Source organism: Curtobacterium caseinilyticum, assembly GCF_030363035.1.
GTDB lineage: Bacteria > Actinomycetota > Actinomycetes > Actinomycetales > Microbacteriaceae > Curtobacterium > Curtobacterium caseinilyticum.
The window spans coordinates 101,722-114,915 of record NZ_JAUCMN010000008.1; the positions used below are offsets into that span (position 1 = coordinate 101,722).

Sequence of the window (13,194 nt, forward strand, 5' to 3'; positions counted from 1 at the left end):
CACGTGCGTGGAACGGCGCCGGATCCCGGCGCGGACCGTCGTGTCGGGCACCCGAGGGGTGCGGGCGCGGACGGACCGCGGGACTCCACCGGACGTCCCACGAGGGGACCGGCGAACCAGCGGGCCAGGGTGGCCCGTGGGACCGGGGTCGCGCCAGGCGCCGGTCGAGGACTTCCCGCCACGACGGCGGCTCGCCCGTGCGGAACGGGCGGAACAGGAGGAGCGTTGGCTCGATCAGGCACCCGGCGAGCAGCCGGCGGGACGCGGACCGCGTCGCGTCGGACGCGGCCGCTGGACAACGACGGCGTCATCCCCGTGCTCGCCCGCGCCGTGCGCGAGGTCGAGGCGGCCGCGCAGCGCGGACCGCTGAAGGCATCGAACCGGTCGAAGTTCCAGGCCGTGGCGCTGCTCATGCGCGAGGAGCGCGCGCGGGTCAAGGCGGACCCCGAGCTCACCGACGCGCAGCGCGCCGAGCAGCTCAAGCGGCTCGACGGCGTGGCGACGATCCTGGCGAAGACCGCCGCGCGCGACACCAGCGTCATCCAGCTGCTGACCGAGGAGGCGTCGGTCAGCGAGGCCACGCGCACCGCCAAGCGCGACATGATGATCGCCGGCGGCATGGAGCTGCAGCCGGAGGACCTCGTGATCGCGGCCGAACCGGCGCCGGTCACCGAGACGCCGGTGCGCTCGGTCCTGCCGCAGCCGGTCGTGCAGCGGCAGCTCGCGAACCCGTTCCTGCCGCCGGACTTCGCCCTCGCTGACCAGCCGGTCGCGCACCCGCGCCGCCTGGCGAACTGGGAGCTGTTCGGACCGCTCTTCAAGTCGTTCGAGTACGGCGCGGGCGGGGGAGCGGCGTCGATGCCGCTGCCCGAGCCGACCTCGCTGCACTCGCGGTCCGGCACCACGCTCATGAAGCACCAGGCGGAGCTCGTGGCCGCGGCGGCGCAGGGGCACCGCTCGTTCCTGCTCGCCGACGAGCCGGGCCTCGGCAAGACGGCGCAGTCGCTCCTGGCCGCCGATGCCGCCAACGCCTTCCCGCTGCTCGTCGTCGTGCCGAACGTCGTCAAGACCAACTGGGCCCGCGAGGCCTCGCGCTGGGTGCCGAACCGCACCGCGACGGTCATCCACGGCGACGGCGACGACCTGGACGGCTTCGCCGACATCGTCATCGTGAACTACGAGATCCTCGACCGGCACGCGGGCTGGCTCGGGAACTTCGGCTTCAAGGGCATGGTCGTCGACGAGGCGCACTTCATCAAGAACAAGGAGTCCCAGCGCTCGCGCTTCGTGCTGCAGATCGCCGAGCAGATCCGCTCGAGGGTGTCCTCGCCGCTCTTCATGGCGCTGACCGGGACGCCGCTGATCAACTCCGTCGAGGACTTCCGCACCATCTGGGAGTTCCTCGGCTGGATCGACGACAAGAAGCCGCGCGCGAAGCTCATGAACGAACTCGAGGACATCGGCCTGACGCCGGCCGACCCCGGGTTCTTCGTCGAGGCCCGCAAGGCCGTGATCGACCAGGGCATCGTCCGACGCCGCAAGGTCGACGTGGCCGCGGACATCCCCGCGCGCCGCATCGCCGACATCCCCGTCGAGCTCGACGGCGAGGAGGGCCGCTCGATCCGCGACGCCGAGCGTGAGCTCACCGCGAAGCTCGTGCGCCGCTACCACCAGGCGCTCGACGCCCGCACCGGGCAGGACCCGGTCGTCGGCATCGACCACAAGCTCGTCCGCCAGGTCGCGCGGTGGGAGCTCGAGGACCAGGATGCCTCGTCGACGGGCGAGAACGTGTTCTCGATGGTCCGGCGGATCGGCCGCGCCAAGGCACAGCTCGCGGCGGACTACGCGGCGCAGCTCGCGTCGAACGTCGGCAAGGTCGTCTTCTTCGCGAAGCACCTCGACGTCATGGACCAGGCCGAGGAGGTCTTCGCCCGCCGTGGTCTGAAGACCGCCACGGTCCGCGGCGACCAGACGCCGGCGCAGCGCACGGCCGAGATCGACGCGTTCGTGAACGACCCCGACGTCGCCGTGATCGTCTGCTCGCTCACCGCGGCGGGCGTCGGCCTCAACCTGCAGGTGTCGTCGAACGTCGTGCTCGCCGAGCTGTCGTGGACGAGCGCCGAGCAGACCCAGGCGATCGACCGGGTGCACCGCATCGGCCAGGAGGAGCCCGTGACCGCGTGGCGCATCATCGCCGCGCAGACGATCGACACCAAGATCGCCGAGCTCATCGACTCGAAGGCGTCCCTGGCCGCCCGCGCGCTCGACGGCTCCGACGAGGAGGTCGTCGACTCGGGCGACATCCAGCTCGACGCGATGGTCGCACTGCTCGAGGACGCACTGACGCGCTGACGCGCGCCGCGCTGCTGCGGGCCGCGCTCGCGCGCTGACGCGCGTGGCGTCGCGCGCAGCTCGCACCCCGGAACGAACGACGCGCCCCGTCTCAGCGGGGCGCGTCGTCCGTCGTGGGGTGCAGTGCGTCAGACGCGCGACTGCACCTCGGCCAACGAGGGGTTCGTCGCGGTGCTGCCGTCCGGGAACACCAGGGTCGGCACGGTCTGGTTGCCGCCGTTCACCTCGGCGACGAGCTCGGCCGTGCCCGGGGTCTGCTCGATGTCGACCTCCCGGAAGGGGACGCCCGCCTTCGTCATCTGGTTCTTCAGCCGGGCGCAGTAGCCGCACCAGCTCGTCGTGAACATCGTGACGCCGCCGGCCTCGGGCACGAACGCGTCGCGGGTGATCGTCTCGCTCATGTCCACAGGCTAACCCCGCCGGTTCGGGGAACACCGGTGCGCACTGGTAGACAGGAGCGCGTGACGCACACCCACCTCGAGATCGAGCGCACCTACGACCTGCCCGAGGGCGACGACCTCCCGGACCTGATCGGCGTCGGCAGCATCGCACGCACCGAGCACCAGGAGCCGTTCGTCCTCGACGCCACCTACTGGGACACCGAGCGCTACGACCTGGTCGCCTCGCGCGTCACGGTCCGCCGACGCACCGGCGGACCCGACGCCGGCTGGCACATCAAGCGCTCGTCGTCGGACACTGTCCGGCACGAGCAGCACTTCCCGCTCACCGAGGACGCCGACACCGTGCCGGACGAGGTGTTGGCCGCGCTGTTCACCGAACGCCGCGGACGAGGGCTCCACCCGGTCGTCCGGATCACGACCACGCGCACCGTCACCCGCCTGCTCGACGAGGACGACGAGCAGGTCGCCGAGCTCGCCGACGACCGCGTCGTCGCACAGCGCCTCGATGCCCAGGCACCGAGCACGCCCCGCACCTGGCGCGAGGTCGAGGTGGAGACCGTCGGCGGCGTCGACGAGCAGGTCGCCCACGAGCTCTTCGCGTCCCTCGACGGGCGCTTCGCCGCCGTCGGAGCCGCCCCGGCGGCCGTCGCGTCCAAGCTGGCGCGCGGGCTGGCAGGTGCACCGGCACCACGCCTCCAGACCGCGGACAAGCCCGAGAAGGGCACCGCGGCCCGCGCGCTGACGAAGCGACTCAGGAAGCTGCGGACGGCCCTGCTCGGACAGGAGGCCCGGCTCCGCTCCGGCGAGCACGCCGACCTCCGCGAGACGGCCCGGACGGCCCTCGACATCGCCGCGGTCCTCGGGTCGTACCGTCCGGCGTTCGCCGGCACCGCGGCCGCGGACCGCGCCGCTGCGGCGGCCGACGCCCTGGCGGCCGTCACCGCCCGTGCCGCACTCGCGGACTACCTGGTGGAGCGGCTGCCGTACGCCTCGTCGCCCGCACAGGACCTGCTCGTCGACGCGATGACCCGGGAGCGCATCCTGGCCGCGACCCGTGAGCGCCGCGCGGTCGCGGTGGCAGAGGTGATGGCGTTCCTGCACGGTGAGCCGTACCTCGACCTGCTCGACGCGCTCGACGACGCCGTCGAGCGCCCCGCCCCGACCGCGTGGGCGTTGCGGTCGCCGAAGCACGTCGCGCAGGACGTCTCGGCGATCGAGAAGCCGCGCGTCCGCGAACTCGTGCGGAGTGCCGTGTCGGACGACGACGAGAGCGTCGGCCTCATCGACCGCGAGGCTTCGGAGCGCGCCGCCACCGAGGAGGCCTGGCGCGCCGCGACCCGGGCTCGTGCGGCGATGGACGTGCTCGGGGACGACGCGTTCCCGCACGCACTGTGGAAGCGCATCGGTGACGCAGCCGACGTGTTGACCGAGCGGGTGCGGTCGCTGCACGCGCTCGACGTGCTGCGGGTGCACTCCGGCATCGCCGAGCGTGGTGGCGAGGGCACGTTCGGCTACGGCGTGCTCGCTGGGGACCGTGTCCGCCTGGCCGAGGAGTCCTACGACCAGGCCGTGCACGCGCTCAACCGCGTCTGAGCCGAGCGGCCGCAGCGGTCGGAGGGTGGGCGGGTCCCGCGCTGGGCGACACGTCACGGGCTGATCGCCCCGTGACGTGTCGCTGAGCGCGAGACACGCGGAACCGCGTCGCGCGTCGCCGCCGGGGCCGGGCTGGCGTCAGCCGGCGGCGATCGGCTCCGCGGACGCTGCCGCCGGGTTCACGCCGGCGAGCCCGAGCACGTCGAGCATCCATGCGAGCTCGAACGCACGCTCGCGCCACGAGTCGTACCGGCCGCTCACGCCACCGTGCCCCGCCGCCATCTCGGTCTTGAGCAGGACGGGCGCACCGACCTCGCGCAGCCTGGCGGTCCACTTCGCCGGTTCGACGTAGAGCACCCGCGTGTCGTTGATCGACGTGACCGCGAGGATCCTCGGGTACTGCACGTCGTCGCGGACGTTCTCGTACGGCGAGTACTCGCTCATGTACCGGTAGACCTCGGGGTCGTGCAGCGGGTCGCCCCACTCGTCCCACTCGATCACTGTGAGGGGCAGGTCCGGGTCGAGGATGCTCGTGAGCGCGTCGACGAAGGGCACCGCGGCGAGGATGCCCGCGAAGCGCTCCGGTGCGAGGTTCGCCACCGCTCCCATGAGCAGCCCGCCCGCGCTGCCGCCCTCCGCCACGAGCTGATCCGCACTCGTCCGTCCGGAGTCGATGAGGTGCTCGGCGACCGCGACGAAGTCGGTGAAGGTGTTCTTCTTCGTCAGGGTCTTGCCGTCCTCGTACCAGCGCCGGCCCATCTCGCCGCCGCCTCGGACGTGGGCGACCGCGAAGACGACCCCGCGGTCGAGCATCGACAGCCGCATCACGCTGAAGCCCGGGTCGATCGAGTGCTCGTACGAGCCGTAGCCGTAGAGGTGCAGCGGCGCCGGAGCGTCCGCGTCGACGGCGTCGCGGCGCCAGACGAGGGAGATCGGGACCTTCGTGCCGTCCGGCGCGGTCGCCCAGTCGCGCTCCTGCACGTAGTCGGCCGGGTCGTAGCCGCCGAGCACGGGCTGGCGCTTGAGGACCGTGACCTCGCCGGTCGCCAGGTCGAGGTCGCTCACCTCCGACGGGGTGACGAAGGACGTGTACCCGATCCGGAGCGTCGGCTGGTCCCACTCGGGGTTGCCACCGAGGCCCGCGGAGAAGAGTGCTTCGTCGAAGGGGACCTCGTGCGCGTCGCCGTAGCCGTCTCCCTCGATGGGGACGATCGCGACGCGGGGGAGGGCCTCGGACCGGTACTCGAGCGCCAGGTGCCCGGCGAAGGCGTCCACCGACTCGATGCGGCGTTCCGGGTGGTGCGCGACGACGACACGACGGTCGTGCTCCGATGTCGGGTCGTCGGCCGGCACGTCGACGAGCTCGAAGTTCTCGGCGCCGTCGTTGTGCAGCACCAGGAAGCGGTCGCTACCGCCGACGATGGCGTGCTCGATCTCGTACTCGACGCCCTCGCGGCGCGGCCACACGACCCGGAACTCGCCGGTCGGGTCCGCCGCGTCGAGGACGAGGGCCTCGGACGTGATCTTCGATCCGAGCTCGATCACGATGTACTGCGACGACCGGGTCACGCCGACGCCCACCCAGTAGCGGTCGTCGGGCTCCTCGAACACGACCACGTCGTCGGCGGCCGCGCTGCCGACGGTGTGCCGCCAGATGCGGTCGGGGCGCCACGACTCGTCGACGGTCGGGTAGAACACGAAGCGGCCGGACGGGTCGAAGGTCGCACCGGCGCCGGTGTTCGGGATCTCGTCGCCGAGCTCGGTGCCGTTCGTCAGGTCACGCACGTGCAGGGTGTAGCGCTCGTCGCCCTCGACGTCGACGCCGTAGACGAGCCGCGTGCCGTCGTCGCTGATGTCGTAGCTGCCGAGCGAGAAGAAGTCGTGCCCCTCGGCCAGGGCGTTCCCGTCGAGGACGACCGTCTCGCCCGGCAGGGCTGCGCCGCCCTCGTCGACGGCGGGTGGGGTCCAGTCGTCCGGTCCCGCGATCGGGGCGCGGCAGTGCACGCCGTACTGGCTGCCCTCTGCCGTGCGGGTGAAGTACCACCAGTCGCCCATCCGCACCGGCACCGAGAGGTCGGTCTCCTGCACGCGGTTCTTCACCTCGGCGAAGATGCGGTCGCGGAGGCCGGCGAGGTGGTCGGTCTCGGCCGCCGTGTGGGCGTTCTCGGCCTCGAGGTAGGCGAGGGTGTCCGGGGACTCCTTGTCGCGCAACCACTCGTAGTCGTCGACGAAGTCGATGCCGTGGTGGGTCCGCGTGACGGGCCGCTTGGCGGCGGTCGGCGGGGTGGCCTGGGCGTGCTCACTGCTCACGACGCCACCCTATGCGCCCGGGCCTCGACACCCGCTCGCACGCGCTCGGTGAACGCGTCGAGCTCGGCAGCCACCGCCGGCGCGATCCACGCTCGGCGCCGACGGCGGGCGGTGACCGGCCGGAGGACCCCGGCTCGGCAGAGGTCGGTGACCGTGGTCTCGAGCAGCGGCTCGACCGGTCCCCTGACGACGCCCTGCGCGATCGAGCGTCGGAGGAGGTCCTCGGCGTGGTCCTCCGTCAGGACGGCGTCCTGCTCGAGGGCCCGTCCGAGCACCGCGTGCGGACCGGAGGCGCAGGTCGTCGCCGCGCGGTCCTGCGCGACCTCGTCGAGCAGCAGACCCGTGATGAGCGCCTCGTCCGAACTCGCGCCCACGGCGATCGCGACGTCGCGGACCCACTCGTCGACGTGCCCGTCGCGGTACTGCGTCAGGTGACGGGAGTACCGCCCGCGCTCGGCGACCAGGACGGACGAGACCGGTGGGCTCGCACGCCGCGTCGCGCCCCGACGGCGCAGCACCGCGGCCACGAGCGCGCGCCCCGTCCGACCGTTGCCGTCGGTGAACGGGTGGATCGACTCGAACTGCGCGTGCGCGATCGCCGCCTGGGCCACCGGGTGCAGGTCGTCGCGCTCGAGGAACGCGAAGAGGTCGGCCATGAGCGACGGGACGAGCTCGGGCGGCGGCGGGACGTGGTCGGCGTCACGCGGGGTGCGTCCGCCGCCGATCCAGTTCTGCACGGAGCGGTAGCGGCCGGCGTGCGAGCCGTCCACGGGATCGCCGCGCAGCAGACCCCGGTGCGCGTCGCGGAGCGCGGCCTCGTCGAGGTGTCCGGCCCCGGCGGCGCGGACCAGACGCTCGAGGGCGTCCCCGGCCTGCACCATCGCCGAGGCGCTCGTGTTCGCCCGCACGCCCACCATCGCCCGTGCGACGTCCTCGGTCGTGGCGTCCTCGTGCTCGATGCGCGAGGTCGCGACCGCCTCGGTCCGGGCCAGCAGCCGGTGGAGGGGACCGGGACCGCCGGCGTCGTCGAGCGCCCGCAGGGCACCGAGGCTCCGGTCGAGCAGCGCAGCGGTCGCGTCGTCGGGTGCCCAGCACGCGTCCGCGATGCGTGGTGGGACCGACGCCGTGACGGTGGAGGTCGTGCGGACGTCCCGGTCGCCGCGCACGGCGCTGCGCCACGGGCGGACGACGGTGGTGTGGGCGGGCCAGGGCGGTCGGGGTCGGGACACGGAGCCTCCTGCGTCGGTCGTCGAGTGTCGAGACGGTAGGACGGACACGACCGCGGGTGCCAGGAATCCGTATGTCGCGGCGACCGTCGCCGCACCGCCGTAGCGTGGTGGCATGCGCAACTCCTTCGTCGTCACCGGGGCCCACGTCGTCCCCGTCACCGCTCCGCCCTTCGACGGCGGCGCCGTCGTCGTCGAGGACGGCCGCATCACCGCGGTCGGCCCCGACGTGGCCCCGCCGCCGGGCCTGCCCGTCGTCGACGCCGTCGGCGCCTGGCTCGTCCCCGGCTTCGTCGAGTCGCACGGCCACGTCGGCATCCACGAGGAGGCGAACGGCTGGGCCGGCAACGACACGAACGAGATGACCGACCCGAACCAGGCTGCGGTCCGGGCGATCGACGCCGTCGACATCGACGACGAGGGCTTCCGCGACGCCCTGTCCGGCGGCATCACGAGCATCGTCGTGAAGCCCGGGTCGGGCAACCCGATCGGCGGGCAGACCGTCGCGATCAAGACCTGGGGAGGCCGCACGATCGACGAGCAGCTCATCTCCGACGCGGTGAGCGTGAAGAGCGCCCTCGGGGAGAACCCGAAGCGGGTGTACGGCGAGAAGGGCAAGACGCCCTCGACGCGCCTCGGGGTGGCCAAGGTCATCCGAGAGGCCTTCGTCGCCGCGCAGGACTACCGCGCCGCCCGCGACGCCGCCGCAGCCGAGGGGGAGCCCTTCACCCGCGACCTGACGAAGGAGACGCTCGTCCGGGTGCTCGACGGCGAGCTCGCCTGGGACCAGCACGTGCACCGGCACGACGACCTCGCGACCGCACTCCGCCTGGCCGACGAGTTCGGCTACCGGCTCGTCGTGAACCACGGCACCGAGGCGCACAAGATCGCGGGTCTGCTCGCCGAGCGCGACGTCCCGGTCATCTACGGGCCGCTGTTCACGAGCCGGTCCAAGGTGGAGCTCCGCGACCGCGGCATCCCGAACGTCGTGGCGCTCGCCGCCGCCGGTGTCCGTGTGGCGATCACGACGGACGCACCGGTCGTGCCGATCGCGATGCTCGTCGACCAGGCCACCGCCGCGGTGAAGGAGGGCCTGCCCTGGCAGACCGCGCTCGAGGCGCTCACGGTCAACCCGGCGGACTTCCTCGGCTTCGGCGACCGCGTCGGCCGCATCGCGCCGGGCTACGACGCCGACCTGGTCCTGTGGGACGGTGACCCGCTGGCCGCGACCAGCCGCGCCATGCGCGTCTGGATCGACGGTGCCCCCGTCTACGAGTGGGCCGACGGGACGGGCGTCACCACCCCGCGCTGGTGACCCGACGACGGCCCGGAGGCCCGTGGCGGCGCCGCCCCGCGCCTCCAGGCCGTCCCGCCCCGCTCGCGACACGCAACGTCGGCGGCGACGCGCGACGGTGTCGCGCTGCGAGCAACCGCCGACGTTGCGTCCAGCGGAACGGCTCGACCCGTTACTGCTCTCGGGACAGCAGGAAGTCGTTGATGCGCTCGGTCATCGCCAGGTCCATCGACCTCGTCACGCCGTTCACCGACCGGATCGGTGCCGCCTGACGCACGCTCGACAGCAGCCAGAGGGCGTCCGCGGCCTCGAGGTCCGCCAGGGTGAGCAGCTCGTACGACGTCGCGATGCCCTCGCCCTCGGCGAACCGGAACACGTCGGCCTGCGTCGTGCCGGCCAGGATCCCGATGTCGGTCCGCGGGGTCACGAAGCGCCCGTCCACCGACATCACGAGGTTGGCGCGGGTGCCCTCGAGCACGTAGCCGTCGGTCGACACGAACAGGGCGTCGTCGGCACCGCGGCGCTCGGCCTCGCGGAGCGCCGCCATGTTCACGGCGTACGACAGCGTCTTCGCACCCTGCAGCAGCCACGGCGAGGTCCGCTCGACGTCGTGCCGGTAGCCGCGGTCGAGCGTCACGACGGCGATGCCCTCGGTGCGCGCGGCCGACTGGTCACCGGACGGTGCCGCGTAGACCCAGCCGGTCGGCCGACCCGAGCCCTCGACGCCGCGGGTCATGACGGTCTTCGCGAACGCCTCGTGGACCGGGTCGAGCCGGGCGCACACCGCCTCGATCGCCTGCCGCCACGCGTCGAGGTCCGGTGCCGGCAGGTCGAGCATCGCGGCGGACCGGACGAAGCGCGCCAGGTGCGGTTCGAGTGCCTGCGGCCGACCGTCGACCACCGTGATGGTCTCGAACACCCCGTCGCCCCGGATCGCGCCGAGGTCCTGCACCTGCAGGTGCTCCTCGAGCGGCTTCGCCCACGTGTACGCGTCGGCCGAGGGGTCGTGCGCAGCGGCGTCGCGAGAGGGCTGGTTGAGGACGGCGAGGACGGTGTCGGTCATGCACCCATCCAACCGCAGCGTGGGGAGCCCCGGGTCAGTCGCGGTCGGGCAGTGCGCCCATCAACTTCCACACGGCGCGCGTCAGCTCGGGGTGCTGCATGGCGATGCGGCGCAACCGGTGGTACTCCTCGCCGAGCTCGGTGCCGTGCCCGGACGCCGGGTGCCCCACCCAGTGCGCGCTCCGCTGCCCGATCGCTGCGTCGAGCTCGACGGCGTCGGCGCGGAGGATGAGCACCACCTGCTCGTCGACGGTCGGCAGCAACGGCATGAACTCCCACGGGTCCTCGCCCGCGCGACTGCGGTGCTCGACGATCATGGCGATCTCCTCGGCGGCCTCGGCGCGCAGCACTTCGAGGCTGCGCCCGGTCCTGCGGGGCTCAGCCATGGTGCCCCCGCAGCACGCCTGCCATGAGGAGAGCGTACGCCAGCGGCGGGTGGGCCCCGGACACGTCCGCCAGACTGGGGACGTGACGGAACGCGACGAGACGAAGTCCCAGCACGCCCCGGTCGTGGTCGTCTACCTGCTCCGCGACGGCGCCGACGGGCCCGAGGTCCTGCTCGGCGAGAAGCGCCGCGGCCTCGGTGCCGGGCGCCTGGTCGGTCCGGGCGGCAAGCGCGAGCCGGGGGAGCCGCCGGAGGCGGCCGCGGTGCGCGAGGTCGCCGAGGAGGTCGGTCTGCACCTCGACGTCGCCGACCTGGAGGCGCGTGGCACGCTGGACTACCGGTTCCCGTTCCGGCCGTCCTGGTCCCAGGTCTCGGACGTGTTCGTCTGCCGCCGCTGGCGGGGCACCCCGACGGGCAGCGACGAACTCGAACCCCGGTGGGTCCCGGTCGACGCCGTGCCGTGGGACGCGATGTGGGACGACGCCCGCTACTGGTTGCCGGGGGTGCTCCGGGGCGGGACGGTGTCCGCGCGGTTCAGCTTCGCCGAGGACAACGCGACCGTGTCCGGCTTCAGCGGGACCGGCGTCTAGCGCTCCTGGGGGACGCGGGTGCTGCCGGTGCGCGCTTCCTCGGCGGCGGCGATGACGTCGGCGTCCCCGCTGCGGCCGCCGAGCGGGCGCACGAAGAAGTCGACGATCCCTGCGGCGATCGCACCGACGACGGCGAACATCGCCCAGCCGACGAACAGCCCCGCGGTGTTCCGACCGTCAGCGGGCGCGAGCAGGACACTGGCGGCGTAGAGGGCGGCCGCGAGCACGAGGAACACGACGACGACGGTGACGAGGACGCGGTGCCAGGCGGTGCGCGGGTGCATGTGGACAGGATACGCCGGGCGGCGCGGCGCTCCGCCCCGGATGCGTGCGCATCGAGCGACAACGCACCGGTCGATCGACGCGTGCGGTGTCGCACCGTGCGCCTACATATGGTGCGTGCGCATCGAGCGACAACGCACCGGTCGATCGACGCGTGCGGTGTCGCACCATGCGCCGGCATCAACCGCGACCGGACCGCGTCAGCGCCGGCGTCAGCGCTCGGCGTGCCGCCCGTGCTGGCGCTCGTCGGGTGCGCCGGACCGGGACGGACGCGATCCTGTCGACGCAGGTCGGCGCCCCGAGGCGTCCACCCGCGGGACGGGACGGGTCCGGGGGCCGTTCGCCGCGCCTCCCGTCCGGGTCGGGCCGGACCGGTCCGCCTGCCGCACCACGGGGATGCGCCCGGTCGGGGTCGACCCCTGCTCGAGCCCGTCGCGCCCGCCGGTGAAGACGTCGCCGGTGGCCCGGTCGTCCTCCCAGTCGTCGTCGCGCAGGACGCTCAGCGTGCCGGTCTCGGTCGAGGTCAGACCGTGGCGCTCGAGCTCGGCGTCCCGCTGCTTGCCGAGGAACTCGCGGTTCGCGTTCTGCGCGTCCTGGAACATCGTCGTGCGGTTGTTCACGATCGCGGAGATCCGGCGGCGCTCCCACCACTGCTTGCCGAAGAACATGAGCACGAGCCCGGCCGCGGCGTAGCAGCCCATGGTGACGAGGCCGCGACCGAACCCGGGGCCGACGCCGTAGATCTCGTGCTTGATCATGTCGACCATGCTCGACCCCACGACGACGTGGTTGAGCCACGCGAACGGCTCCGGCATGAACCACTTCGGGTACGCGCCGCCCGACGACGGCATCGACAGGAAGACGAAGCAGATCATGGCCGGTGCGGCGATGAAGCGGCCGACGAAGTAGCTCAGCCCGTTGACGGCGAGGCCGATCGCGACGATCCAGCCCCACGCGATGAGCACGAGTTCGATCCAGTGCCCGTGGATGGCGCCGACGACCGGACCGGCGAGCGTGTTCGTGATCAGGGAGATCACGAGGCCACCGACGACGATGACGGTCATCCGGGTGCGGTGCCGCAGCGGCCCGCCCATGATGCCGATGAACATCGCGACCATGTAGCCGCCGATGCACCACGCGAGCATGACGTACATCGCGACGGTGCCGTACTCGTCGTAGGCGGGCAGCGGTGCGAGCTCGGTCACGGTCGGGGCGGCGACGCCGATGCCGGTGAGCACGGAGCTCAGCGTGGCGGGGACGAGCGAGGCGACCTGGAACTGGTGGGCGCTGGCCTTGAAGACCTCGTTGGCGGACGGGTCGTACGCGACGGCCATCGTGCCGGCGAGGACGTCCTGCTTCGCCCGGGCCAGCGAGTCGTAGGTGTGGAAGACGTACTCGCCGGGCAGGGCCTTGTCGACGGCGGCGACGAGCGTCGGGTCGCTGCCGACGAGCGCCACGGGGACGTCGTGCGGGTGCGGGGCGTGGAAGGCGAAGACGTAGCAGAGGCAGAAGCCGACGATGAAGAACAGCGGCATCCAGAGCTGCAGGCCGATGAGCTGCAGCGAGGGGTGCAGCGTGCCGTACCAGCGGCGGTAGCGACTGATCCGCTGCGGCTCGGGCACGGGGGCCTGGCGGGTCCGGGGCGCGCGGCTCCCGGCGACCGGGGCACCGCGCCGCGGCTTCGAGCCGCCCCGGGTGG

11 protein-coding genes are annotated in these 13,194 nt (G+C 72.9%); 4 read left to right on the forward strand and 7 right to left on the reverse strand.

What is annotated here, in order from left to right; all coding sequences use genetic code 11:
* Positions 1 to 225 precede the first annotated feature (225 nt).
* Positions 226 to 2,352, forward strand: a complete 2,127-nt coding sequence (locus tag QUG93_RS12270) for a DEAD/DEAH box helicase (protein ID WP_289474266.1) — start codon at positions 226 to 228, stop codon at positions 2,350 to 2,352.
* Between the two features lie 128 nt (positions 2,353 to 2,480).
* Here QUG93_RS12270 and QUG93_RS12275 read toward each other — a convergent pair whose 3' ends face one another.
* Positions 2,481 to 2,753, reverse strand: a complete 273-nt coding sequence (locus QUG93_RS12275; protein WP_022902366.1) for a mycoredoxin — start codon at positions 2,751 to 2,753, stop codon at positions 2,481 to 2,483.
* Positions 2,754 to 2,813: 60 nt separating this feature from the next.
* Here QUG93_RS12275 and QUG93_RS12280 point away from each other — a divergent pair, with 60 nt between their 5' ends.
* Positions 2,814 to 4,346 (forward strand): CYTH domain-containing protein, encoded by a 1,533-nt coding sequence (locus tag QUG93_RS12280; protein ID WP_289474268.1) that lies wholly within the window; start codon positions 2,814 to 2,816, stop codon positions 4,344 to 4,346.
* A gap of 138 nt (positions 4,347 to 4,484) precedes the next feature.
* On the opposite strand, the gene QUG93_RS12285 is transcribed toward QUG93_RS12280, so the two are convergent.
* Positions 4,485 to 6,656, reverse strand: a complete 2,172-nt coding sequence (locus tag QUG93_RS12285) for a S9 family peptidase (RefSeq protein ID WP_289474269.1) — start codon at positions 6,654 to 6,656, stop codon at positions 4,485 to 4,487.
* Positions 6,653 to 7,885 (reverse strand): Fic family protein, encoded by a 1,233-nt coding sequence (locus QUG93_RS12290; protein ID WP_289474271.1) that lies wholly within the window; start codon positions 7,883 to 7,885, stop codon positions 6,653 to 6,655. Before QUG93_RS12290 ends, QUG93_RS12285 begins: the two co-directional genes overlap by 4 nt.
* 112 nt (positions 7,886 to 7,997) lie before the next feature.
* Between QUG93_RS12290 and QUG93_RS12295 the strand changes: the two genes are divergently transcribed.
* Positions 7,998 to 9,197: an amidohydrolase gene (locus tag QUG93_RS12295; RefSeq protein WP_289474273.1), complete on the forward strand. Its 1,200-nt coding sequence runs from the start codon at positions 7,998 to 8,000 to the stop codon at positions 9,195 to 9,197.
* A gap of 151 nt (positions 9,198 to 9,348) precedes the next feature.
* On the opposite strand, the gene QUG93_RS12300 is transcribed toward QUG93_RS12295, so the two are convergent.
* Both QUG93_RS12300 and QUG93_RS12305 read right to left on the reverse strand, forming a co-directional pair.
* Complete coding sequence (locus QUG93_RS12300) at positions 9,349 to 10,239, reverse strand: aminodeoxychorismate lyase (protein ID WP_289474275.1); 891 nt, start codon at positions 10,237 to 10,239, stop codon at positions 9,349 to 9,351.
* 34 nt (positions 10,240 to 10,273) lie between these two features.
* Complete coding sequence (locus QUG93_RS12305; RefSeq protein WP_289474277.1) at positions 10,274 to 10,624, reverse strand: tryptophan synthase subunit alpha; 351 nt, start codon at positions 10,622 to 10,624, stop codon at positions 10,274 to 10,276.
* 82 nt (positions 10,625 to 10,706) lie between these two features.
* Here QUG93_RS12305 and QUG93_RS12310 point away from each other — a divergent pair, with 82 nt between their 5' ends.
* On the forward strand, positions 10,707 to 11,213 hold the full coding sequence (locus QUG93_RS12310; protein WP_289474279.1) for an 8-oxo-dGTP diphosphatase: 507 nt from the start codon (positions 10,707 to 10,709) through the stop codon (positions 11,211 to 11,213).
* Here QUG93_RS12310 and QUG93_RS12315 read toward each other — a convergent pair.
* Positions 11,210 to 11,497 (reverse strand): hypothetical protein, encoded by a 288-nt coding sequence (locus QUG93_RS12315; RefSeq protein ID WP_289474281.1) that lies wholly within the window; start codon positions 11,495 to 11,497, stop codon positions 11,210 to 11,212. The genes QUG93_RS12310 and QUG93_RS12315 overlap by 4 nt on opposite strands.
* A gap of 210 nt (positions 11,498 to 11,707) precedes the next feature.
* On the reverse strand, positions 11,708 to 13,117 hold the full coding sequence (locus tag QUG93_RS12320) for an ABC transporter permease (protein WP_289474283.1): 1,410 nt from the start codon (positions 13,115 to 13,117) through the stop codon (positions 11,708 to 11,710).
* Between the last annotated feature and the right edge of the window lie 77 nt (positions 13,118 to 13,194).